Source organism: Oricola thermophila (genome assembly GCF_013358405.1).
GTDB classification, from domain to species: domain Bacteria; phylum Pseudomonadota; class Alphaproteobacteria; order Rhizobiales; family Rhizobiaceae; genus Oricola; species Oricola thermophila.
In genome coordinates this window covers 1,967,035-1,989,635 of the sequence record NZ_CP054836.1, presented here as the reverse complement: position 1 = coordinate 1,989,635, position 22,601 = coordinate 1,967,035, and the positions used below count along the sequence as shown (strand labels likewise).

The 22,601-nt window shown below is 62.5% G+C and carries 25 protein-coding genes; 17 read left to right on the top strand and 8 right to left on the bottom strand.

Annotation, left to right across the window (positions count from 1 at the left end):
- The first annotated feature begins 68 nt into the window (after nucleotides 1-68).
- Entirely contained in the window at nucleotides 69-1,070 is a 1,002-nt protein-coding gene (locus HTY61_RS09665) for an asparaginase (RefSeq protein ID WP_175276589.1), read from the top strand.
- Here the strand turns inward: HTY61_RS09665 and HTY61_RS09660 are convergent.
- Together HTY61_RS09660 and HTY61_RS09655 are read right to left on the bottom strand one after the other, a co-directional pair.
- A complete protein-coding gene (locus HTY61_RS09660) occupies nucleotides 1,062-2,423 on the bottom strand; it encodes a TIGR03808 family TAT-translocated repetitive protein (protein WP_175276588.1) in 1,362 nt (453 codons plus the stop codon). The genes HTY61_RS09665 and HTY61_RS09660 overlap by 9 nt on opposite strands.
- 97 nt (nucleotides 2,424-2,520) lie before the next feature.
- Nucleotides 2,521-2,880 (bottom strand): DUF2267 domain-containing protein, encoded by a 360-nt coding sequence (locus HTY61_RS09655; protein ID WP_175276587.1) that lies wholly within the window; start codon nucleotides 2,878-2,880, stop codon nucleotides 2,521-2,523.
- Nucleotides 2,881-3,038: 158 nt separating this feature from the next.
- On the opposite strand from HTY61_RS09655, the gene HTY61_RS09650 reads away from it, so the two are divergent.
- Nucleotides 3,039-4,610, top strand: a complete 1,572-nt coding sequence (locus tag HTY61_RS09650; protein WP_175276586.1) for a helicase HerA-like C-terminal domain-containing protein — start codon at nucleotides 3,039-3,041, stop codon at nucleotides 4,608-4,610.
- Nucleotides 4,611-4,637: 27 nt separating this feature from the next.
- Here HTY61_RS09650 and HTY61_RS09645 read toward each other — a convergent pair whose 3' ends face one another.
- Both HTY61_RS09645 and HTY61_RS09640 read right to left on the bottom strand, forming a co-directional pair.
- Nucleotides 4,638-5,336: a L,D-transpeptidase gene (locus tag HTY61_RS09645; protein ID WP_175278503.1), complete on the bottom strand. Its 699-nt coding sequence runs from the start codon at nucleotides 5,334-5,336 to the stop codon at nucleotides 4,638-4,640.
- A gap of 178 nt (nucleotides 5,337-5,514) precedes the next feature.
- On the bottom strand, nucleotides 5,515-6,165 hold the full coding sequence (locus tag HTY61_RS09640; RefSeq protein ID WP_175276585.1) for a haloacid dehalogenase type II: 651 nt from the start codon (nucleotides 6,163-6,165) through the stop codon (nucleotides 5,515-5,517).
- A gap of 143 nt (nucleotides 6,166-6,308) precedes the next feature.
- Between HTY61_RS09640 and HTY61_RS09635 the strand changes: the two genes are divergently transcribed.
- The 5 genes from HTY61_RS09635 to trxC all read left to right on the top strand — a co-directional run bounded on the left by HTY61_RS09635 (nucleotide 6,309) and on the right by trxC (nucleotide 9,988).
- Nucleotides 6,309-7,175, top strand: coding sequence for a branched-chain amino acid aminotransferase (locus HTY61_RS09635; protein ID WP_175276584.1), 867 nt, complete (start codon nucleotides 6,309-6,311; stop codon nucleotides 7,173-7,175).
- A 125-nt stretch (nucleotides 7,176-7,300) separates the two neighbouring features.
- On the top strand, nucleotides 7,301-7,903 hold the full coding sequence (locus tag HTY61_RS09630; RefSeq protein WP_175276583.1) for a superoxide dismutase: 603 nt from the start codon (nucleotides 7,301-7,303) through the stop codon (nucleotides 7,901-7,903).
- A 184-nt stretch (nucleotides 7,904-8,087) separates the two neighbouring features.
- Nucleotides 8,088-8,534 carry a c-type cytochrome gene (locus HTY61_RS09625; RefSeq protein ID WP_175276582.1) on the top strand — a complete coding sequence of 149 codons (447 nt, stop codon included), beginning with the start codon at nucleotides 8,088-8,090 and terminating at the stop codon, nucleotides 8,532-8,534.
- Nucleotides 8,535-8,542: 8 nt separating this feature from the next.
- A complete protein-coding gene (locus HTY61_RS09620; RefSeq protein ID WP_175276581.1) occupies nucleotides 8,543-9,457 on the top strand; it encodes a cytochrome c in 915 nt (304 codons plus the stop codon).
- Between the two features lie 93 nt (nucleotides 9,458-9,550).
- Nucleotides 9,551-9,988, top strand: a complete 438-nt coding sequence (trxC, locus tag HTY61_RS09615) for a thioredoxin TrxC (protein WP_175276580.1) — start codon at nucleotides 9,551-9,553, stop codon at nucleotides 9,986-9,988.
- A gap of 6 nt (nucleotides 9,989-9,994) precedes the next feature.
- Here trxC and HTY61_RS09610 read toward each other — a convergent pair whose 3' ends face one another.
- Together HTY61_RS09610 and HTY61_RS09605 are read right to left on the bottom strand one after the other, a co-directional pair.
- Complete coding sequence (locus tag HTY61_RS09610; RefSeq protein ID WP_175276579.1) at nucleotides 9,995-10,558, bottom strand: hypothetical protein; 564 nt, start codon at nucleotides 10,556-10,558, stop codon at nucleotides 9,995-9,997.
- Nucleotides 10,551-10,820, bottom strand: a complete 270-nt coding sequence (locus HTY61_RS09605) for a hypothetical protein (protein WP_175276578.1) — start codon at nucleotides 10,818-10,820, stop codon at nucleotides 10,551-10,553. Before HTY61_RS09605 ends, HTY61_RS09610 begins: the two co-directional genes overlap by 8 nt.
- Before the next feature lie 489 nt (nucleotides 10,821-11,309).
- Here HTY61_RS09605 and HTY61_RS09600 point away from each other — a divergent pair, with 489 nt between their 5' ends.
- From HTY61_RS09600 to HTY61_RS09590, 3 genes are all read left to right on the top strand, one after another.
- Entirely contained in the window at nucleotides 11,310-11,630 is a 321-nt protein-coding gene (locus tag HTY61_RS09600) for a hypothetical protein (protein WP_175276577.1), read from the top strand.
- Nucleotides 11,631-11,812: 182 nt separating this feature from the next.
- Nucleotides 11,813-12,589 (top strand): DUF3800 domain-containing protein, encoded by a 777-nt coding sequence (locus HTY61_RS09595; protein ID WP_175276576.1) that lies wholly within the window; start codon nucleotides 11,813-11,815, stop codon nucleotides 12,587-12,589.
- Between the two features lie 231 nt (nucleotides 12,590-12,820).
- On the top strand, nucleotides 12,821-13,321 hold the full coding sequence (locus HTY61_RS09590) for a hypothetical protein (protein WP_175276575.1): 501 nt from the start codon (nucleotides 12,821-12,823) through the stop codon (nucleotides 13,319-13,321).
- On the opposite strand, the gene HTY61_RS09585 is transcribed toward HTY61_RS09590, so the two are convergent.
- The gene (locus HTY61_RS09585) at nucleotides 13,285-15,390 is read right to left on the bottom strand and encodes a S9 family peptidase (protein WP_175276574.1); all 2,106 of its coding nucleotides are present in this window, start codon (nucleotides 15,388-15,390) and stop codon (nucleotides 13,285-13,287) included. The two genes, HTY61_RS09590 and HTY61_RS09585, sit on opposite strands and share 37 nt — an antisense overlap.
- A 230-nt stretch (nucleotides 15,391-15,620) precedes the next feature.
- On the opposite strand from HTY61_RS09585, the gene HTY61_RS09580 reads away from it, so the two are divergent.
- The gene (locus HTY61_RS09580) at nucleotides 15,621-16,256 is read left to right on the top strand and encodes a glutathione S-transferase family protein (RefSeq protein ID WP_175276573.1); all 636 of its coding nucleotides are present in this window, start codon (nucleotides 15,621-15,623) and stop codon (nucleotides 16,254-16,256) included.
- Nucleotides 16,257-16,265: 9 nt separating this feature from the next.
- Here the strand turns inward: HTY61_RS09580 and msrB are convergent, their stop codons facing one another.
- A complete protein-coding gene (gene msrB, locus HTY61_RS09575; RefSeq protein ID WP_175276572.1) occupies nucleotides 16,266-16,679 on the bottom strand; it encodes a peptide-methionine (R)-S-oxide reductase MsrB in 414 nt (137 codons plus the stop codon).
- A gap of 236 nt (nucleotides 16,680-16,915) precedes the next feature.
- Between msrB and HTY61_RS09570 the strand changes: the two genes are divergently transcribed.
- From HTY61_RS09570 to HTY61_RS09545, 6 genes are read left to right on the top strand one after another with little or no spacing between them, the layout of a single operon-like run.
- Complete coding sequence (locus HTY61_RS09570) at nucleotides 16,916-19,303, top strand: putative monovalent cation/H+ antiporter subunit A (protein WP_175276571.1); 2,388 nt, start codon at nucleotides 16,916-16,918, stop codon at nucleotides 19,301-19,303.
- A 4-nt stretch (nucleotides 19,304-19,307) separates the two neighbouring features.
- On the top strand, nucleotides 19,308-19,727 hold the full coding sequence (locus HTY61_RS09565) for a Na+/H+ antiporter subunit B (protein ID WP_175276570.1): 420 nt from the start codon (nucleotides 19,308-19,310) through the stop codon (nucleotides 19,725-19,727).
- Entirely contained in the window at nucleotides 19,727-20,104 is a 378-nt protein-coding gene (locus HTY61_RS09560; protein WP_175276569.1) for a Na+/H+ antiporter subunit C, read from the top strand. The genes HTY61_RS09565 and HTY61_RS09560 overlap by 1 nt, the downstream gene beginning before the upstream one ends.
- 18 nt (nucleotides 20,105-20,122) lie before the next feature.
- Nucleotides 20,123-21,706 (top strand): Na+/H+ antiporter subunit D, encoded by a 1,584-nt coding sequence (locus HTY61_RS09555; protein ID WP_175276568.1) that lies wholly within the window; start codon nucleotides 20,123-20,125, stop codon nucleotides 21,704-21,706.
- On the top strand, nucleotides 21,703-22,176 hold the full coding sequence (locus HTY61_RS09550) for a Na+/H+ antiporter subunit E (protein ID WP_175276567.1): 474 nt from the start codon (nucleotides 21,703-21,705) through the stop codon (nucleotides 22,174-22,176). Before HTY61_RS09555 ends, HTY61_RS09550 begins: the two co-directional genes overlap by 4 nt.
- Nucleotides 22,176-22,601 (top strand): cation:proton antiporter, encoded by a 426-nt coding sequence (locus HTY61_RS09545; RefSeq protein ID WP_175276566.1) that lies wholly within the window; start codon nucleotides 22,176-22,178, stop codon nucleotides 22,599-22,601. The genes HTY61_RS09550 and HTY61_RS09545 overlap by 1 nt, the downstream gene beginning before the upstream one ends.

The window sequence follows — 22,601 nt, the reverse complement described above, 5'->3', positions numbered from 1 at the left end:
GCGTCGGCGCAAGCCGGGACGGTTCGACCGGGCCGCGCGGCGCATGCCTAGCAGCAGGGAGCAAGAGATTGATCAATCCGGTACTGGTGGAAACCGTTCGCGGCGGCATTGTCGATTTGCGGCATCGTGGCGCAGTGGCCGTTTCTGATGCGGATGGAAGGCTGGTGTGGTCGACGGGCGATGTCGAGCGCCCGGTATATCCGCGTTCGGCGATAAAGCTGTTTCAGGCCCTGCCGCTGGTTGAAAGCGGTGCGGCCGACCGCTACGGCTTGAACGACAAGCAGCTCGCGTTTGCCTGTTCCTCTCACTCTGCGGAGGAAGGCCATGTCTCCACCGCGGAAGCGATGCTGAAGGCCGCCGGTCTTGGCGAGGCCGATCTCGAGTGCGGTGCGCATTGGCCGCTGTTCAGCCAGCAAGCCCTGATCGATTTCGCTCGATCCGGCAAAACGCCGAACAATCTGCACAACAACTGTTCCGGAAAGCATGCAGGCTTTCTCTGTGCGGCCTGTCATCAGGGATTGGAACCCGTCGGCTACGTGAATGCCGCGCACGAGATCCAGCGGCAGGCACGTGCGGCACAGGAGGACATGACCGGCTTCCCGCTTGGCGACGAGATGGGTGGCATCGATGGCTGTTCAATTCCTGCCTATGCTTTCCCGCTGCGTTCGCTCGCTTACGGCTTCGCCCGTGCGGCGACGGGAAACCGGCTGGGCGTGGAGCGCGCGAAGGCGGCGAAACGGCTGATGGATGCATGCATGGCCAATCCCTGGTTCACTGCCGGGACGGAGAGGTTCTGCACGCGTATCATGGAAGCCGGGGAGGGCAGGATATTTGCAAAGACCGGCGCGGATGGCGCCTATGTCGCTGCGTTGCCCGGTGCCGGTCTCGGGATTGCGCTCAAATGCGATGACGGTTCGGGGCAGGCTGCCGAGATCATGCTGGCATCGGTTCTTCTTCGTCTGCTCGGGCAGGACGATGACTTGCGCGTGCGGCTGGAACCGCTTGCGAGCCGGACGATCAGGAACTGGAAGGGCATCGAGGTTGCGGAGATGCGCCCCGTATCAGCCTGACACCGCGACATTCCCGGCCAGGATTATGTTGGCCGGTGTTTCGCCCGGTGCGACAAGCAGGTCCGGCGCGATCGGTCTGCCCCATTCATGCGCCTGGATGCCGGTTTCGCGCGCGTCGATGATGTTGCCGCTGATCAGGGCGCGTCCGGCGCCCTCCACCGCAGACACGCCAATGCCGAAACGGGAATCCCTGATGGTATTGCCCGACACCAGGACATCGCGAAGAAAGGGCCCCCATCCTGCATTGATGCCGTAGAGTGCAGCCGCCTGGACCAGGTTTCCGGCTATGGCGGCATCGGCCTCTGCGATGATACCCGTTCCGAAACCGGGGAAGGGCTCCTCGTAGGGGCCGGCGGTCCTCAGGTTGCGGACGATGTTTCCGGTGATTGTTGCACCGCTGCCTCCATGATCCAGGTTGGTCGCGGATATGCCGTTTGCTGCTCCGTCGATGATGTTTTCCGAGATGATCGCATCCCGGAATTCGAACTCGGCGAATATCGCCGTTTCTCCGCTCTCCAGGCAGGTGTTCCCGGTAACTTGCATGTTCCGCACGGCGTTGCCGCGAATCGCCGTAAAGGCGCTGTTGGAGATCATGTTGTTCGCGGCGATCACGTTGTCCGCGCGAAAGAAATTGATTGCGTTGCCCCACTGACCGGTGCCGCCGTTCGTTGCGCCCGTGTTGCGGATGCGATTGCCGGTCACGATCGTTCCGTCATGGCCGGGCTCGTATCGGTGAACGATGATGCCGCCATTCCGGCATTGGTCGATGGTGTTGTCGGTAATCGTCAGCCCGGTACTGTCTGTTGCGTATACGGCGGATTGCCCGGCGCGGGCGATCGTGTTCCCTCTTACTTGGCCCGAACATCCGTGCAAGCGCAGGGCGTTTCCGCTTGCCGCCAGCAGGTCGCATTCCTCGATGACGAAATCCTCGACGTTGAGGAACTCGACAAGGTCAACGGCCGATCCGGCTTCGGTGCCGGGTACATGCTCTGTGGCAATGCCGCGAAGCGTGATCCGGCGGGCATTGCGGGCCGCCAATGCCGGGCCGCCGCCATTGCTGACAATCCTCGTTTGCCCCGGGATGCCTTCGATCACGCTGCCGGAGGGGAGGCGAATACCGGAGAGAACATATCGACCGCCGGGAAGGAACAGTGCCATCCCCGAGGATGAGGCGACATCCACCATGGTCTGGAATGCTGCGGTCTGGTCGGCGGGGGAATCCGGTATGACGCCGTGGTCGGCAGGGTTGATTGTGCCCCTGCCGCGAGGTGCAATCTGTGCTGCGGCGCGCAAGGGGGTGGCGGCAATCAAGGCGGCTGTGCCGAACTGACACAGGAATCGGCGTCGGTCCATCATTTCGCTCCTTGGGGTGAACTGGAGCAAGTGGCGTGCCGAAGAGGAACGAAGCGCGGCCGTGGCAGCCGCGCTCCCAATGTCGGGGATGATTGTATCAGACGAACTGGCTGAGTCCGGGAATGGCCGCGATGACTTCGTCGACCGGTCCGTCGCCGGCCTTCTCCTTGGCGAATGCCACCGTCTGCTTTGCGACGCCGCCGATCTCGCCCATGCCGAGACCGATGCCCATGAGCGCGGAACCGAGGCCCATTACGCCGCCGCCGAACATGCCGCCGCCGGATTCCGGGGCGCCGTCGATCAACTCCTGCACGCCAGGCATCGCGCCGAGCATTTCCTCGATCTTGTCGGCCGGGCCTTCCTTCTGCAGGAAGCCGAGGATCATGCCGACTGCCTTCTTCGCTGTGTCCGCGTCGATTCCCACGGCATCGGTGATGCGGGAGATGAGTTCGTCCATTTCGCTCTCCAATAATGCTTTTACGTTTACGTAATATGCACTTCGATCCTGCCCGTAAACCCGTTTTCCCGGCGCGGTTGAAAATTTCCGTGCCATTGCCGCGGACGTCGGCGGCGACTATAGCCGTAACGTAACCTTTGCAGGATGAAGAGAGAACCATGTGGGACGTGACCGATCGCATATTCCTGGGCGCCAGCCGCAGGCCGGACGACAGCATCCAGCAACAGGAGTTCATGTCCCTGCGCTACGCCAATCGGCATGGCCTGATAACCGGCGCTACCGGCACCGGAAAGACGGTTTCGCTGCAGATCCTTGCCGAGAGCTTTTCCAATGCCGGGGTCCCGGTCTTTTGCGCTGATGTGAAGGGGGATCTTTCCGGCATCGCCGCAAAGGGAGAACCGAAGGATTTTCTCCTCAAGCGTGCGGAGACGGTCGGACTCGAACCGTACGAGTTCCAGGAATTCCCGGTGATCTTCTGGGACCTTTTCGGCGAGAAGGGGCATCCGATCCGGACCACCATCTCCGAGATGGGGCCGCTCCTGCTTTCCCGACTGATGAACCTTACGGATGCGCAGGAGGGCGTGCTCAACATCGCATTCGAGATCGCGGACGACGAGGGACTCCTGCTGCTCGACCTGAAGGACCTGCGTGCGCTTCTCAATCACCTGGGGGAGAACGCGAAGGAGATCGGCAAGCGCTATGGCAACGTGCATTCGTCGTCGCTGGGCGCGATCCAGCGTTCGCTGCTCGTGCTGGAGCGCGAGGGGGCGGATTTCTTCTTCGGGGAACCTGCGCTTCGGATATCCGACATCATGCGCACGACGCCCGACGGGCGCGGCGCCATCAACGTGCTCGCCGCGGACAAGCTGATGCTGAAGCCCCGTCTCTACGGGACCTTCTTGTTGTGGTTGTTGTCGGAGTTGTTCGAGGAACTCCCCGAAATCGGCGATCCGGAAAAGCCCAGGTTGGTTTTCTTTTTCGATGAGGCGCACCTGCTGTTCGACGAAGCTCCCGATATTCTGATAGACCGGGTAGAGCAGGTCGTCCGCCTTATACGTTCCAAGGGGGTGGGTGTATTTTTCGTCACACAGAACCCGCTCGACGTGCCGGACACGGTGCTCTCCCAGCTAGGAAACCGAATTCAGCATGCGCTGCGCGCCTACACGCCGCGCGAACAGAAGGCGGTTAAGGTGGCAGCCGGAACCTTTCGTCCCAATCCGGATATCGATACGTTCGAGGCAATTACCAAGCTCGGTGTCGGCGAAGCATTGGTCTCCACTCTGGAAGCGAAAGGGGTGCCCGGTATAGTCCAGCGGACACTGATCCGCCCGCCATCATCGCGGCTGGGGCCTCTTGCGGAGGACGAGCGCGCCGAAGCCATTGGACTGAGTCCCGTAGCCGGTCAGTACGATGAAGCGATTGATCGGGAATCTGCCTACGAGATGCTCCTGGCACGCGCCGAAAAGGCCGCTGTCGACGATGGCCGGAACACAGATGAGGGAGAACGTGACGACAAGGGCGGGTCGCGTTGGACCTTGCCGGAGTTCGGTGACGATGAAACTCGCAGGAAATCGTCGTCCAAACGAAAGACATCCACCAAGCGCCGTTCGTCAAGCCGTCAAAGTGTCGGTGAGGCGGCAATGAAATCGCTGGCACGCTCGCTGTCCAGTCAACTTGGGCGCGCCCTCGCTCGCGGAATACTCGGCGGTCTCAAGAAGGCGCTGGACTAGAAAGCCGAAAGCCCTGGCGGCTCTGAATCATCGCACAAGGACCGGCGTACCGATCGGAACACGGTCGTAAAGATCCAGTATGTCTTGGTTCAACAACCTGACGCATCCCGACGATACGGACTTGCCAATCGAATTCCACTCCGGGGAGCCGTGCAGGCGATAGAGCGTGTCTTTTTTGCCTTCATAAAGATAGAGGGCGCGCGCTCCCAGCGGATTGTAGATCCCGGGCTCCATGCCGCCGTTGTACACGTCGTTCTTCGCGTCGTACGAAACACGATACTTTTCCAGTTTCGGATCCCGGTCGATCATCTCGTCGGGCGGAAACCACTTGGGCCATTCGCGCTTGGCGCCGATTTCGGCGCGCCCCGACCACTCGAAACCGGCGCGGCCCAGACCAACTCCGTAGCGGATCGCATAGCCGTTGCCGAGAACGAGGAAGAGGAAGTGTCCACGGGTATCGACGACGATCGTGCCCTTTTTTTCACCTGTCGGGTCCTTGACAACCTGGCGCAGAAACCGTTCGGGAATCTTGGTATAGGGCACTCCCGGTATGTTGAAGCCGCCATCGCTTACCGGGCCATACATGGTGGCGTATGGAGGAAATTCCGGAAGCGAACGTAACGGAATTCTTGCCGGCGTGTTCACGGTATTGCAGGCACTGAGCGCTAGGCCGGCTGAAAAAGTTGCGGATGTGGTCAGGAACTTGCGGCGCGAAAGCGTCTTCATCATCGATCCATTTCATTTTGGAAACGGTGGCCCAACCGTCCATTGGTATTTCTGATTCCGCGTTTAATCCGAAACTCCTAAAGGTCTGAGCGGAATCTGACGCCAGCCGAGCAATTTGAGCTCAGATGTGTAAAACGCGAACGAACGTTGCAATGACGCAACACTGCTTCCCCTCTTCCTACAATGCCGACAGGTCCGCAATTTCCCGCGATGGGCCATAGTTGTGATATTCGTTGGGTAGGCCGCTTCGGTTGATCCATACGGTATGGAAGCCGAATTTGTGTGCTCCCGCGATGTCCCAGCGATTGGATGACTGGAATGAGATTTCGGAGGGGCGGGAATCGAATGTATCGACAACCATCTGGTATATCTGCGGCGATGTCTTGAATGTCTTGACCGCATCCACGGATATTACGGCATCGAGAAGATCGGTCAGATCGGCGCTTTCCACAGCGGCAGTGAGCATGTCGGGCGATCCATTCGACAGAATGGCGGTCGCAGCGCCATCTTGGCGCAGGCGCGTCAATACCCCCCGCACTTCCGGATAGCTATCCAGCGTCCAGTATGCTTCGAGCAATTGGTCGCGCAGGTTCTTGTCTATGCCCGGCACAACAGCGAGCGCGAAGTCCAGGGCTTCCTCGGTCAAGCGCCAGAAGTCCGTGTAGGAGCCCATCAGCGAGCGTACCCAGGAATATTCAAGTTGTTTGGTGCGCCACAGGTCGGATAGAAGCTGTCCGCGTTCACCGAGCATGTCGGCATGTTTGCGAACTGCTGCATGAACATCGAATAGGGTGCCGTAGGCGTCGAAGACGTATGCTTTGAAAGACATTCTCTTGGTCCGGTTGCGCAGACTTTGGGCAATGCGCGCGAGACGGTCAATAGGTCAGGATTTCGTAGCAGCTGTGTTCGTGACGATTGACGTTTCGCGCCAAATCCGGTTTGCGTCTGGAACAAGCATTCGAGGAGACGATCATGGCAGTCGATACAACGGCGCAAACACTCACCTGGACTTATGTCGATGGCGATTGGTATGAGGGCAATGTTCCCATTGTCGGGCCACGCACTCATGCAATGTGGCTTGGCTCCTCGGTTTTCGACGGGGCTCGGTGGTTTGAAGGCGTCGCGCCCGACCTCGAACTGCACGCGGCTCGGATCAATAAATCGGCGGTTGCGCTTGGCCTCAAGCCGACAATGAACGTCGAAGAGATTGTCGGCTTGACTTGGGACGGGCTGAAAAAGTTCGATGGCAATACCGCTGTGTATATCCGGCCGATGTATTGGGCCGAACATGGCGGCTTCATGTCGGTGCCGGCCGATCCGGAATCGACGCGCTTTTGTCTGTGTCTGCATGAGGCGCCGATGTTGCCCCCGCAGGGATTTTCGGTCACCGTTTCACCTTTCCGTCGCCCGACCGTCGAGACCATGCCGACGAATGCGAAGGCCGGCTGCCTCTATCCAAACAATGGTCGCGCCATCCTTGAGGCGAAGAGCCGGGGATTCGACAATTGCTTGGTACGCGACATGCTTGGCAATGTTGCTGAAACAGGGTCTTCAAACGTGTTTATGGTCAAGGACAATCAGGTCTATACGCCCGCAGCGAACGGCACATTCCTTTCCGGCATCACGCGTGCGCGAACCATCTCCCTCTTGGCTGACTACGGTTTCAAGACCATTGAGAAGGCGCTGACCGTTAAAGACTTTATGGAGGCGGATGAGATATTCACGACCGGGAACCATTCGAAGGTCGTGCCCATTATACAGATTGAGGACCGCAAGCTTCAGCCCGGCCCGATAGCGACCAAGGCACGTGAGCTCTACTGGGAATGGGCGCACGCGTAAGGTGCAGAAAATTAGCTTCCATTGTTGCCGCGGTGCCGATGGAATTCTATGTGTGTGCGGGACGCCGCGGTCGGTTTGCCCGCAGAACTGACTTCGATGAGACATCATCTGAAAAGGAGACCCCGATGGCCTTTACGCTTCCCGAATTGCCCTATGAATACGAGGCACTCCAGCCCTACATGTCGAGGGAGACGTTGGAGTATCACCACGACAAGCACCACAAGGCCTATGTCGACAACGGCAACAAGCTTGCCGCCGAGGCCGGCATGGACGGGCTGTCGCTGGAGGAGATCGTCAGGCAGTCGCACGGCAAGAATCCCGGCCTGTTCAACAATGCCGGCCAGCACTACAACCACATCCATTTCTGGAAGTGGATGAAGAAGGGCGGCGGCGGCCGCTCGCTGCCGGGCAAGCTGCAGGCGGCGATCGACTCCGACCTCGGCGGCTACGACCAGTTCCGCGCCGACTTCATCAATGCCGGCGCCACCCAGTTCGGCTCCGGCTGGGCCTGGCTGGCGGTCAAGGACGGCAAGCTGGAGATCATGAAGACGCCGAACGGCGAGAACCCGCTGGTCCACGGCGCGCAGCCGATCCTGGGCGTCGATGTCTGGGAGCACTCCTACTACATCGACTACCGCAACGCGCGCCCGAAATATCTCGAGGCCTTCGTCGACAGCCTGGTCAACTGGGACTACGTGCTGGAGATGTACGAGGCCGCGACGGCCTGATCCGGCGCGCCCGACGCGATTGCGCGCGGCTTCGCGGTCCTTCCGCGGAGCCGCGTTTCCGTTTCGGAGACACTGTGTCGCATCCGCCATGCGACATTTCACGCAAGCGTGATCGCCGCGGCCGGGTTAAATGTCGCATTGTCGGTGTCCAACAGACGCGCAAACCATTTTCAGGAGGTTTTCCGTGAAAAAGACTTTTCTTGCCATCGCAGTCATCGCCGCTTCCGCGACGGCCGCCCTTTCCGCCGACGATCCGATCGCCCAGCGCAAGGCGCTGATGCAGGCCAATGGCGGCGCCGCGGGTCTTTCCGCCGGCATGATGAAGGGCGAGATCGACTACAGCCCGGCCGCAGGCAAGGCGGCCATCACCGCGCTCCACGCCACGGCCATGACCTTCGGCGATTTCTTCCCCGAGGGCAGCGACATGGGCGCGGACACCAAGGCCTCGCCGAAGATCTGGGAGGACCCCGCCGCCTTCGAGGCCGAACTCGCGAAATTCCAGTCCGCCACGGCCGCCGCCGTGCAGGCGTCGGGCAGGGCTGGCCCGGCCGATCTCGACGCCTTCAAGGCGGCTGTCGGCCCCGTGCTCGGCACCTGCAAGAGCTGCCACGAATCATTCCAGATCAAGTAGCAGATCCGATGGTGCGCAGGCTCGCCCTGGTTGCAGCGCTCGCGGCAATCGCCGGCGGGCTTGCATTCTACCTTCTCACCGTTCCGCAGGCCTTGCCGCGCGACGTGCTCGCCGCCATGCCCGAGGGCGATGCCGCGCGCGGCGAGCTGGTCTTTTGGGCCGGCGGCTGCGCCTCCTGCCACGCGGCGGAGAAGGCCGAGGGCGACGACAGGCTGAAGCTCGGCGGCGGCCTCGTGCTGGCCAGCGACTTCGGCGATTTCGTCGCTCCCAACATCTCGATGCACGAGGAACACGGCATCGGCGCCTGGACGGCGGAGGACTTCGCCAACGCTCTGGCGCGCGGCGTCTCGCCGGAGGGGCGGCACTACTACCCGTCCTTCCCCTGGACATCCTATGCCCGCATGGAGATGGCCGACATCGCCGACCTGTGGGCCTTCATGCGGACCCTGCCGGCGGTCGAGAACGATCCCGGCCCGCACCGGCTGGGTTTCCCGTTCAACATCCGCCGCGGTGTCGGCATGTGGAAGCTGCTCCACGCCGGCAGCGAGCCGGTGGTGGCGCTCGACACCGACGACCCGAAGGTGCTGCGCGGCCAGTATCTCGTCGAGGGGCCGGGCCATTGCGGCGAGTGCCACACGCCGCGCGATTTCACCGGCGGGCTGAAGAAGGATCTCTGGCTTGCCGGCGCGTCCAACCCGGACGGGCCGGGGCGCGTTCCCAACATCACGCCGGGCGGCACCATTGCCGACTGGTCCGAGGCCGACATCGCCTATTACCTGGAAAGCGGCTTCACGCCGGAATTCGATTCCGTCGGCGGCTCCATGGTGGAGGTGCAGGAGAACATGGCGGCGCTGCCGGCCTCCGACCGCGAGGCTATCGCCGCCTACCTGAAGGCGATTCCGGCGGTTCCGTCCTCGCAATGATCCCGGTCGCCGCCGCTTGACCCCGATCAATCGGCGGCGCGGGCGGTTGCGCTAGATTTTCCGGAACGAAGGAAACGGTTCCGGAGCGATCCCATGTCCGACACGATCCAGATCGTCTGTCCCTCCTGCGCGGCGGTGAACCGTCTGCCCGCCGAACGCCCTGCGGAGAAGGCGCGCTGCGGCTCCTGCAAGGCACCGCTCTTTGCCGGTCATCCGGCGGATGCGAGCGGCGCGATGCTGGACAAGCAGGTGGCGCGTTCCTCGGTGCCGGTGGTGGTCGATGTCTGGGCGCCCTGGTGCGGCCCGTGCCGCATGATGGCGCCGGCCTTCGAGCAGGCGGCAAAGGAGCTGGAGCCGCAGGTGCGGTTCCTGAAGCTCAATTCCGACGAGGAGCAGCAGGCGGCGGCAAGGCTCGGCATTCGCGGCATCCCGACGATGATCCTCTATTCCGGCGGTCGCGAGATCGCCCGCCAGTCCGGCGCGATGATGGCGCCGCAGATCACGGCGTGGATCCGGCAGCACCTGGGGTAGGGGCGGTCAGCCGCCGGCCGCGACAGGGGAGGCCGTGCCTTCCGTCGACGGATCGACCGGCTCGAGCGTGCGGGCGTCGAGCATCCCCATGGCGATACGCGCGTTGAGGCGGCGTGCCGCGTGTCCGGCCCGGAACCAGTCCCTTGCATTCCCGAGATCGAAACGCGGTTTCCGCTGCGCCGATCTCTCCGCTTCGAGGAGGCACGCCTCGACCTCGTCGATGCGGTAAAGCCCGCCCGCGACGGGCAGGGGCATTTTGCGCTTTTGCAGCGACTGCCGGGAAACGCCCAGTTTCTCGGCGACGTCCGCCTGGCTCACCAGGTCGGGCCGCGCCTCGCGGAGTTCCGAGCCTTCGGGAAGCTTTTTGATGATCGCCCTGGCGGCCGCGATCATCGCGGCCTCGGCGTCCTCGCCCTCGGTCCCGATCTCGACGGCGAGAAGGCGCGGATTGCCGGTTCCGACGAGGGCATCCTCGTAGCCGGCCTCGAAGACGGCGTCGGACAGCGCGAAGGGGTCGTGTTCGCCCTCCGGCAAACCGAAAACAAGCTCGAAGTCGAACCGTTCAGCCATTGTCCTCGTCCTCTCGCAACGGGTTGATGCAGGCCATTGCCTTGCTGCGGAGTTTCGCGGCGTGGTTCGCCGCGTTCTGCGGTGTCGAAAAGACCGTCATCTGGCAATATTGCCCGCAGCGGCATTCCTCCGTCGGTTTCGGGCATCGCAGCAGCCCCCAAGCGTGGCCCTTGCCGTGCCGCCTGACGACCGTCCAGCCGAGCGCCTCCAGTTCCCGCAGGACTGCCTCGACCTCCTTCTTCGGATGCCTGCTCCGCGGCATGAATCTATGTACTGCCTCCTATGTTGTCAATTGACAACTTAATAAATCGCCAATGGCCGCCGATCCGGCTATGGCGGACGCGCTGACATGCTGGGGGATGTTCTTTCGATCTTCAACCGCGGGGAGGGCGGTGTGTGCCGGCGTTGCGGCGGAGCGCACCTGCATCGCTACCTTGCCGAATTAGATTTCAGGTGTAGCCGCCGCGCTGCCCTAGAGGTATCGGATGCAGAACGCGCGGCATCTTCTTTGGAAGCGCAAGAAAAAGGGTCTGTGAATTACGAGGAAGTCGATTGTGCGTCCTATCGTTTTCTTGGCCTCACCCCGTCGAATCACTCAGAATAGAAAACGGCGGCGGTGTCCCCTTCCAAGTTTCACCGCTCGCCGTCAACGCAACCGAACCACGGAGGTCGGTATCAAATATGGAAACCAACTCTACTAAAGCCATCGATACGGTCAACCAACCTGTGGTTCAAAACACAGGAGCCAACCATGGCATCTACATACTGTGTCACCTTTCGAGTGGCGGACCAAACCGTTAACGGCAAAACGTACAACGAGCGCAGGCAATCGATCATTGACGCGGTGCGCAAAGAGGATCTTGGATACTGGGAGGAGACAACGTCGTTCTTCCTTGCCGAATCCAATCTCGATACCACGACATTTGGAAAAACCGCGTCCGCAGGATTGAGCGCCAAGCACGATATGCTCGCGGCATTCGATCCAAGCGATATGTCGCTGGCTTACTTTGGCGCTATTGATCACCCTGATGTTTTGGCTTCATTCTTTAAAACAGCAAAGAAGCTGCCATGAATGTCAACCGGCACGAGCATTAGCCGAGCGAAGGCGAACAACAGCTTCAAGCCGTAGTTTGTTCATCGCGGGTGTCGTTCTTATCGCCGCCCTTCCCGGTCTTCGGATCGGGAGGGGGCTTAAGCAGGCGGCGCAGTACCTCGTCGCCCTTTTCCTGGTCCTGATTCTTGTCGGTGTCTGACGTGGCAGTTCTTTACATTGACGAATGTGGTGAGGAAGGCTTCAGCGACACAAGCTCGCAATGGCTGATCGTCGGCGGCGCGCTTCAACCGTCACGAACCATACTCCAAAACATGATCCGGGCTTATGACGACTTCAAGTCAGAACACATGCAGCCGAACTGGTATTTTCACTTCGCTAAAGCGTCACATGACGCGCGGCTTGGGTTCATCCATGCAATGCGCGAAACTGGACTACGCGCTGTCGCTGTCGCAATTTACAAGCCATCCATTCGCCGCCCAGAAAATTTTAAGCGCAAATATTTCCTTTATTTCTACGCCCTGCGCTTCCTGCTCGAAAAGGCGACGAACTGGTGCCGGGACCACGGCACGAGTGATGAGCTTCATGTCTATCTTTCAACCCGGAAGGGGTTGAAGCTGGAAAACCTGAACGATTACTTGTCTCGCGTTATCTCAAGCCCATACGTCTCGAATGACAGGATGGTTTGGAGATTCCTTCGCAATGAATCGATCTTTCTGGCGCCGAACCGCGAATATCGCGGGCTGCAAGTGGCCGATTGCGTTGTCAGCTCCATTGGGAAGGCTTTGGAGCCATCCGAGTTTGGCCTGTTTGAAGACCGCTATGTCCTCGATCTTTCCCCCATGTTCCACCACGACCGCCTAACATTTCAGCACGCCGTAAAGATTTGGCCGGGCGTGCCTGTGACGCACTACAGCGATCGCCTCACTTGGATGTTCGCGCGGGCGGGCGACAGAGGCCTAAATTCGCACTCTTTCTAAGGCCTAAGCCGCCGTCCCCGCCCGTCAATCCGCATCGGCCTGTCGTGCGAATCATATTAGGAAGAAGTTCTGGTAAGTTAAGTATATAGCTAGGAATAAATTCCTTGACTGCGTGACGCTCCTCCGCTATCCTTCGGGCACAATCGCGAGACGTGTCGCAAGGGCCGGGTGCTTCTGCACCGCGGCCCTTTTTCGTTGCCGGAATTCTTTCGCAAAAGGAGGTCGAGGACGATGACGAAGGAGACGGGATCGAAGCCTTTCTCCCGCGCCAGGCTGCAGGACACCGAGGAGATGGCGCAGAAATTCTACGCGTTCGGGCTGGAGGGCATTCCCAACTGGGTGATCGCGCTCAGGCTCGGCTGCCACGTCAACACGGTTGGCACCTTCCTGCGCCGCGCGCCGAGATCGAAGGCCGCGCTGGAGCGGGGCAGGGCGGAGGCGGTCGAGCGCAGCCGCCGGCCCGGCGGCAGCGCCTGGGAGGCCGAGCAGGCCTGGCGCGGCGGGCGCAAGCTGCCCAGGCCCAGGCCCGGCGAGCCGTGCCCGGCCTGCGGCCGGATGGTCGACGGCGAGGATACAATCGTATTGAGGGCGTCCGAACTGGCCGATGCGCGAAAGCGGTTCGAGGCCATCATAGACCGGTACATTGCCGTGAAGAGCGGCGAGCGGGAGGAGGACGGCCCGCCCTCCGACCCCGGTCAGGCCTTGCCCGTCACCTTCAACGCGAAGGCGTAGGAGAAGGCGATCTCCTCCAGCCGCGAGAAGCGGCCCGAGGCGCCGCCATGGCCCGAATCCATGTTGGTCTTCAGCAGGAAGGGGCCGGCATCCGGGTTGAGCGCGCGCAGCTTGGCGATCCACTTCGCCGGTTCCCAGTAGGTGACGCGCGGATCGGTCAGCCCGGCGACCGCGAGGATCGGCGGATAGGGCTTCCTGCCCACATTATCGTAGGGCGAGTAGGCGGCGATCATCTCGTAGTCCTCCTTCGAGGCGATCGGGTTGCCCCATTCCGGCCATTCCGGCGGGGTGAGCGGCAGCGTGTCGTCGAGCATGGTGTTGAGCACGTCGACGAAGGCGACCTCGGCGATGATGCCGCCGAAGGCGTCGGGCGCCATGTTGGCGACGGCGCCCATCAGCATGCCGCCGGCCGAGCCGCCCTGCGCCACGATGCGGTCGGCGGAGGTGTATTTCTCCGCCGCCAGGTGGCGCGCCACGGCGACGAAATCCTTGAAGGTGTTCTGCTTGGCGGCCCGCTTGCCGTCCTCGTACCAGGCGAAGCCCTTGTCCTTGCCGCCGCGGATATGGGCGATGGCATAGACGAAGCCGCGATCCGCCAGCGACAGGCAGTTGGTGTTGAAGGAAGCGGGAATCGCGATGCCGTAGGAGCCGTAGCCGTAGAGCAGGCAGGGGGCGGAGCCGTCGAGCCTTGTGTCCTTGCGGTAGAGCAGGGTGACCGGCACCTCCGCCCCGTCATGTGACGGCACGTGGATGCGCCGCGTGACGTAGTCCTCCGGATCGTGGCCGGACGGCACCTCCTGGGTCTTGAGCAGGGTGCGCTCGCGGGTGCGCATGTCGTAGTCGTAGACCTGGGTCGGCGTCGTCATCGAGGAATAGGTGAAGCGGATGACATCCGTGTCGTATTCCAGCGACCCCATCAGGCCGAGCGAGAAGGCCTCCTCCTCGAAGGCGATGGCGTGTTCCTCGCCGCTCCTGCGGTCCTTCACGACGATGCGCGGCAGGCCGTTCTCGCGCTCGATCCAGACGACAAAATCCCTGTAGGCCTGGACCGAGAGGATCAGCCGGCCCGGCTTGTGGGCGACGAACTCGCTCCAGTTTTCCTTCTGCGGCGCGTCAACCGGCGCCGTCATGATCTTGAAATCCTTGGCATTGTCGGCGTTGGTGAGGATGAAGAAAACGTCCCCGCCGGACTCCATCTCGTATTCGACGCCCTTTTCGCGCGGCGCGACCACCACCGGTTCGCCGGACGGGTCGTCGGCGCGCAGCAGCCGGTACTCGCTGGTCTCGTGGTCGTGGATGTCGATGAACACGAAATCGTTCAGCCGGCTGCCGCCCGCGCCCATGAAGAAGCCGGCGTCCTTCTCCTCGTAGACCAGCCTGTCCTCCTCCTGCGGCGTGCCGAGCCGGTGGTAGAGGATCTTCGACGGCCGGTGATTGGCGTCCAGCCGGGCATAGAAGAAGCCCTCGCAGGCCGCGTCCCAAACGCCGCCGCCATTGGTGTCGGCGATGTCGTCATCCATGTCGGCCAGGGTGTCCAGGTCGCGCACGCGCAGCCGGAAGAATTCCGATCCCTTGTCGTCGTAGCCCCACAGAAGCTTCGCGTGATCGTGCGAGTGGTCGGCGGACGAGATGCGGAAATAGGCCTTGCCCTCGGCCTCCTTGTCGCCGTCGAGAATGATCGTCCGGTCCTCCGGCGCCGTCCTGCCGCGCGGCATCCGCTCGAAGCGCGGCTGCTGGCCGCCCTTCCTGTAGGACGTACCGTATGCCCAGGGGCCGTCCGGGGAGGGGACGGAGGAATCGTCCTCCTTGATGCGGCCCTTCATCTCCTCGAACAGGGTCTTCTGCAGATCCTTCGTGTCGGCCATCGCCGCTTCCTGGTAGGCGTTCTCGGCCTCCAGGTGGGCGCGGATGGCCGGATCGAGGACCGACGTGTCCCTGAACACCTCCTGCCAGTTGTCGGCGCGCAGCCAGGCGTAATCGTCGGTCCGCGTGATGCCGTGGCGGGTGTCGGTCACGGGGCGTTTCTCCGCAACGGGAGCGGCAGGAAGGTTTCCAAAGGGCAGGGACATCGGGCCTCCAGGGATGCGTGGTCTCGCGGATGTGCGGGGACCGGACCTGAACCGGTCCGGCGGGGAAATTCAACCCAGATGTATCGATCGCGTGGCCATGTTCAAGCCCGGGCGGGCGGATGACATCCCGACACCGTCCTGTCAGGAGCGCCGCACGCGGCGCGACCGTAGTATTGCGGCCGGTTTCCCGCTCTGTCTAAATGACGGTATCGCGATGGCGGAGGAGCGAGATGTCCGAAAGGATCCAATTCTACACGAACCCGATGAGCCGCGGCCAGATTGCGCGCTGGGCGCTGCACGAGGCGGGCGCCGAATATGACGAGCATCTCCTGGACTACGGGCCGGAGATGAAGGGGGAGTACCGCTCGATCAACCCGATGGGGAAGGTGCCCGCGATCGTCCATGACGGCAATGTCGTCACCGAGGCGGCGGCGATCTGTCTCTATCTCGCCGAGGCCTTTCCGGAGGCCGGCCTGCTGCCGGAGGGGCTGTCGGAGAAGGCGGATTACCTGCGCTGGACGTTGTTCGCTGCGGGGCCGGTGGAACAGGCCATCATCGCCCGTTCCTTCAAGTGGGACGAGGGGCTCGGCCCGCGGGAGCAGGGCAGGGTCGGCTTCGGCAGCTACGATCGTGTCGTCGAGGTCCTTGCCGGCCTGCTGCGCGAGCGCGACTATGTCTGCGGCGACCGCTTCACCGCGGCGGACATATATGTCGGCGCGCAGGTCGACTGGGGGCTGGCGTTCAAGACGCTGCCCGTGCTGGACGAATTCGTGGCCTATGCCGGCCGGCTCAGGGCGCGCGACGCCTACAGGGCGGCGAAGGCGATCGATGCCGCCCATATCGAGGCGATGCGGAAGGACGGCTAGGCCGCGCCGTCACGCCTCGTCGGGGGTGAAGTCCATGGCGACCCCGTTCATGCAGTAGCGCAGGCCGGTCGGCGGCGGCCCGTCCTCGAAGACGTGGCCGAGATGCGCGTCGCAGTCCGCGCAGCGGATCTCCGTGCGCACCATGAAGAAGGACCGGTCCCTGTGCTCGGTGACGGCATCGGGCTCGATCGGTGCATAGAAGCTCGGCCAGCCGGTGCCGGAATCGAATTTCGTCTCGGAACGGAACAGCGGCCGCCCGCAACACACGCAGCTGTAGAGGCCGGCGGCCTTGTTGTCCCAGTTGGGACCCGTAAAGGCGCGCTCCGTGCCGTGCTTGCGGGTCACGCGGAACTGCTCGGGCGTCAGTTGCGCGCGCCACTCTTCCTCGCTCTTTTCGACTTTCAGCCTGTGCGTATCGGACATCTTTCACCTCGTTTCGGCACAGATAGGCGGCCCGGAGCGATGCGGCAAGCGCCGTCGGTCTGTCCGATAGTCGTCACGAATGCGTGGGCGGCGCAAATTTTGCCTTGAAAACAGGGGGATTCTCCGGCGGCCTCTTGTGCTTTGGGTGCAACCGACCTAGTTCGGGACACCATGAAATCCGCGTCGATCCAGACATTGCGCCGCCGGCGTTTCGCCTCCTGGGGGCATAGCCATACATGACGTTCTACGCGCTGTTCCTTCCCTTTCTCGCCGCGCTGTTCGCGCCGGCGCTCACCAAGATCCTGCGGCACAATGCTGCCTGGGTGCTCGCACTCGTTCCGGCCGTGCTGTTTGCCCATTACCTGACTTTCGTGGACGGGGTCTCGCGGGGCGAGAGATTCACCGGCGGATACCAGTGGATCCCGTCCTTCAACGTGAACTTCTCCTGGCTGGTCGACGGGCTGTCGCTGACATTCGCACTGCTGATAACGGGTATCGGCACGCTGATCGTGCTCTATTCCGGTGGCTACCTGAAGGGGCACCGCCACCAGGGCCGGTTCTTCTCCTTCATCCTGATGTTCATGGGCGCGATGCAGGGGCTGGTCCTGTCGGACTCCTTCCTGATGCTGTTCGTGTTCTGGGAGCTGACTTCGATCACCTCCTTCCTGCTGATCGGTTTCAACCACGCCGAGGAGCGCTCGCGCCGCTCGGCGATCCAGGCCCTGGTGGTCACGGGACTGGGCGGCCTGTCGCTGCTGGCCGGCCTGCTGCTGATCTGGAACATTGCCGGCGTCAGCGAGATGTCGCTGCTGCTTTCGACCGGCGACCTGCTGCGCGAAAGCCCGTGCTTCCTTGCCGCCTTCATTCTGGTTCTCGGCGGCGCCTTCACCAAGTCGGCGCAGTTCCCGTTCCATTTCTGGTTGCCGAACGCGATGGAGGCACCGACGCCGGTTTCCGCCTATCTGCATTCGGCCACCATGGTGAAGGCGGGCGTCTATCTGCTGATGCGGCTCAACCCGGTGATGGGCGACACCGTCGCGTGGGAAACGGTGCTGCCGGTCTTCGGCGGCACGACGCTGATCTTCGGGACCCTGCTGGCATTGCGGCAGACCGATCTGAAGCTGCTTCTCGCCTATACGACGATGGCTTCGCTGGGGCTGCTGGTTATGCTGACCGGGTTTGGCACCGAGGAAGCCGCCGCAGGCGCGGTCCTCTACCTGATCGCCCATTCCATGTTCAAGGGCGGGCTGTTCATGGTCGCCGGCAATGTCGATCACGAGGCGGGCACCCGCGACATCACGAAGCTTGGCGGACTGGCGAAGGCCATGCCGATCACCTTCGGTGCAGCACTGCTCGCCGCGTTGTCGATGGGTGGATTGCCGCCATTCTTCGGCTTCCTCGCCAAGGAGGAGATCTACCACGGTCTGGCCCATGGCGATGGCTGGTCGATCCTCTTCACCATCGTCGCGATCGTCGGCAACGGGCTGATGTTCGCCATCGGCTTCGCGGTGGCGCTGAAGCCGTTCCTCGGTCCGAAGGTCGAGACCCCGAAACATGCCCACGAGGGGCCGGTCCTGCTGTGGGCCGGACCGGCGGTTCTTGCTGCCTGCGGCCTCCTGTCAGCGCTGTTCTCCCCGGCCTTCCACGAGCGGTTTTCCACGCCGATGGCGAGCGCCGTAGTCGGCCATGCGGAGGAGGTGACGATCTCCGTCGTGCCGCATCTCGGTCTGCCGTTCTACCTGTCGCTGGCGACCGTTGCGTTCGGGATCGTGGCCTATCTTGCGATGGCACATGCGCGCGCCGCCATGACCGGCATCCTGGGTGCCATCGGCTGGGGGCCGGATCGCGGCTTCGACCAGGTGATCAGGGGGATCGTGCGTATCTCGGTCGCGGTGACGCGGACACTCCAGAACGGGCGCATGGAAACCTACATGACCGTGACCTTCATCGTCCTGGCCGCGGCGATCCTGGTGCCGATGGGCCTTTCCGGGGAGTGGCCGGAATTGCCGGAGTTCCCACGGCTGTTCTTCTACGAGTGGTCGATCATCACCATTGCGGCCATCGGACTTGTGGCGGTCGTGGCCGCCAACAACCGCCTGACGGCAATCGTCTCGCTGGGCATACAGGGCTTCGCCGTCGCGGTCCTGTTCATGCTGATGGGCGCGCCCGACCTTTCCTTCACGCAGTTCATGGTGGAGACGCTCTCGGTCGTCATCCTGGCTTTGGCCATGACGCGCCTGCGGCTTTCACCGCAGGACCATCGCTCTGCCGGACAGGTTGTGATTGACGGCGGTGTTGCGATCGCCACGGGCGGCGCCTTGACGCTTGTCCTCCTGCGCGTTCTCGAGGTCGATTTCGACATGGCGCTGACGAATTTCTTCAACGAGTACTCGTTGCAGATCGCCCACGGGCGCAACATCGTCAACGTGATCCTGGTCGACTTCCGCGGCATCGACACCTTCGGCGAGATAGCCGTGGTGATGACATCCGGCCTTGCCATTCTCGCGCTGATCCGCGTGTTGCCGAAACGCGCGCGATCGGCGCTGACTGAACCGCCGGCGCCACCGCCTGAAGCCGCCAGAACGGCCGAGGCCATCCATGCCGGCGTGAGGGAGGCGAACTAGGACCATGCGCACGCTCATCTTCCGCACAGTCGCACCCTATCTGACCAGCCTGATGATGCTGTTCTCGATCTTTGTCCTGCTGCGCGGGCACAACGAGCCGGGCGGTGGGTTCATCGGCGGGCTGATCGCCGCATCGGCGCTGGCGATCTACGGCATTGCCTTCGGCGTTTCGCCGGTGCGCAGGGCGATCAGATTCCACCCGATGGCCATTTCCGGGTTTGGCCTTCTGCTGGCCGCGATCGCGGGCATATTGTCGATCCTTTCGGGCGTGCCGTACCTGACGGGTCTGTGGGTCTACCCCTCCATCTTCGGCGTGGAATTGGCGCTGTCGACGCCGATGCTGTTCGATATCGGGGTCTATTTCGTGGTGCTGGGCGCAATCACCTCCGTCGCGCTGGCGCTCGAGGAACGGGAGCGCGACTGATGGAAACGGCGATCACGATACTGACCGGCCTGTTCTTCGTGACGGCGATATACCTGATGCTGTCGCGACACATCATCCGCATCCTGCTCGGCGTCGCCATTCTCGGCAATGCGGTCAACCTGACGATATTCACCACCGGCCGCATCACCCGCGAGGTTCCGCCGATCATTCCCGAAGGTGCGCTCGTTCCGCAGGAGGCGATCGCCAATCCGCTGCCGCAGGCGCTGGTGCTGACCGCCATCGTCATCTCGTTTTCGTTTTTTGCATTCCTTCTGGTGCTTGTATTCCGCAGCTATCAGGAGATCGGAACCGACGACACCGACGAGATGCGCGAAGCCGAACCGCGCGACGAAGCCGTACCGCCGCTAGGCTATTGAGGTAACGACGGAAACACGATGGCCGGTAAAACAGAAACAACAGTCGATCTTGCCCGGGCGATGGTTCTCGCCCCGCCCCAGGCCGCCGACTATCTCGTCGTCGCCCCGCTCGTCGTCGGCTTCCTCTTCGGCGCGCTGTGCCTGATGACGCGCAAGAATACGGACCGGCAGCCGTTCCTGGCGCTGTCCGGCCTCGCATTGATGCTTGCCGCCGATATCGGCCTGTTCTGGCATGTCTGGCAGAACGGGACCGTCGTCATGACGATGGGGCGCTGGCTGCCGCCTTTCGGCATTACCTTCGCCGCCGATATGCTGGGCGCGACCTTCGCCCTGACTGCCGGGATTATCGGCATGGCTGGCGGGCTCTATGCCCTGCAGGATGTCGGCAGCACCGGTCGGCGCTACGGTTTCTATCCCTTCCTGCTGCTGATGATGGCCGGCGTGACGGCGGCCTTCCTGACCGGCGACATATTCAATCTCTATGTGTGGTTCGAGGTGCTGTTGATCGGATCCTTCGGTCTGCTGATCCTCGGATCGGAGCGCGAACAGCTCGACGGAGCGACCAAGTATGCGTTCCTCAACCTGATCGCGACAACGCTGTTCCTGCTGGCGGTGGCCTATCTCTACGGCACTTTCGGGACGCTGAACATGGCCGACATCTCGCGCAAGGCCGCGGCCATGCGCGAGACCGGACCGCTCGTCACGATCGCGGCGATGTTCCTGTTCGCCTTCGCGATGAAGGCGGCTGCCTTTCCAGTCAATTTCTGGCTGCCGGCATCCTATCACACGCCGCGCATCGTCGTTTCCGGCCTGTTCGCCGGTCTGCTGACCAAGGTCGGCATATATGCCCTGCTGCGCATATTCCTGACGCTATTCGACGTGGAGCGCGACCTGCTTGCCGGCGCGGTCGTCGTTATCGCCGCGCTGACCATGGTGCTCGGCGCGATGGGGGCACTTGCCCAGAACGACATTCGCCGGATGCTCGGCTACCTGGTCATTTCCGGGATCGGCATGATGCTTGCCGGTCTCGGCCTGGGCAGCGCGACGGGGTTGTCCGGCGGCGTGTTCTACGCCCTTCATTCCATGGTCGTGATGACGGCGCTCTATTTCCTTGCCGGCCTGATGGGGCGGCACATGGGCGGATTTGCGCTGGACAGGGCAGGGGGGCTGTATAGCCAGGCCCCGTGGATGGCCGCCGTGGCGCTCGTGCTGCTTCTTTCCGTATCCGGCCTGCCGCCGTTTTCCGGCCTGTGGCCGAAGGTCTATCTCGTCAAGGCTTCGCTCGATGTCGGCGCCTGGTGGCTGGCATTCGCCATATTGCTCACCGGTCTGCTGACGACCATTGCGGTGGGGCGCATGTTCGCCTTTTCCTTCTGGCGCGAGGTTGCGCCGCGTGAAGACGGGGAAGCCGTCCCCGCAAAGGGGCGTGGCATCACGGCCGGCGCGCTCGTGGCCCTGACGTTCCTGACGGTCGCCGCCGGGCTTTATCCGGCGCCGGTGATCAGCGTCAGCGACCGCATCGCGGGCGAACTGCTGACACCGAACGGCTATGTCGACTCCGTCTTCCCCTCCGACCAGCCGGTACGGGAGATTGAACAATGAGCCTCTACCTTGCCAATATCCTGATGGCCCTCGCCTGGGCTGCGGTGACCGGCTCGTTCAGCCTGATCAACCTCGTTTTCGGTTTCGCGCTCGGCACCGTGGCGCTTTCGCTGATACGCGAGCAGGTCGGATCGATGGGGTATTTCTCCAAGGCCCGCCGGATGATTTCGCTGATGGCGCTGTTCGTCTACGAGCTTGTCCTGTCGTCGGTGCGCGTTGCGGTCATGGTTCTCAACCCCAGGATGGAGCTGAAGCCGGGTATCCTTGCCTACCCGCTCAAGGTCGATCGCGATTTCGAGATAACGCTGCTTGCGAACCTGATCACGCTGACGCCGGGTACCCTGTCGGTCGACGTGTCGGAAGATCGGCGTACGCTTTATGTACATGCACTCGACTGCTCCGATCCGGACCAGACGCGGCAGGACATCGCGGACGGCTTCGAACGCAAGATCCTGGAGGCCTTCCGGTGATGTCCACGACACAGTTCCTCGATTTCTCCGTTCACGTCGCGCTGGCCGTCCTGTCGGTCACCTTCCTGCTCACTGTGTTCAAGGTGATCCGGGGGCCGACCTTGCCGGATCGCATACTCGCGCTCGACATGCTCGTGGCCGTGGCGATCGGGTTCATCGCGGTCATCGGCATAAAGACGGGATACACGCTCTACCTCGATATCGCCATCGCCCTCGGTCTTGTCGGTTTCCTCGCGACGGTGGCGTTTGCGCGCTTCATCCTGACGCGGGGCCGGATCGAGGAATCGGATTCTGACAAGCCGCGGCTGGTGACCGGCGACGGCAACCGCAGCCGCGCCTCGGCCCGCGGCAAGCAGGCCGCCGGCGAGGCGGAAGGACGTGGCGGAGCCACCACCTCCGAAAAAGCGCCGAAAAAGGTAAAATGA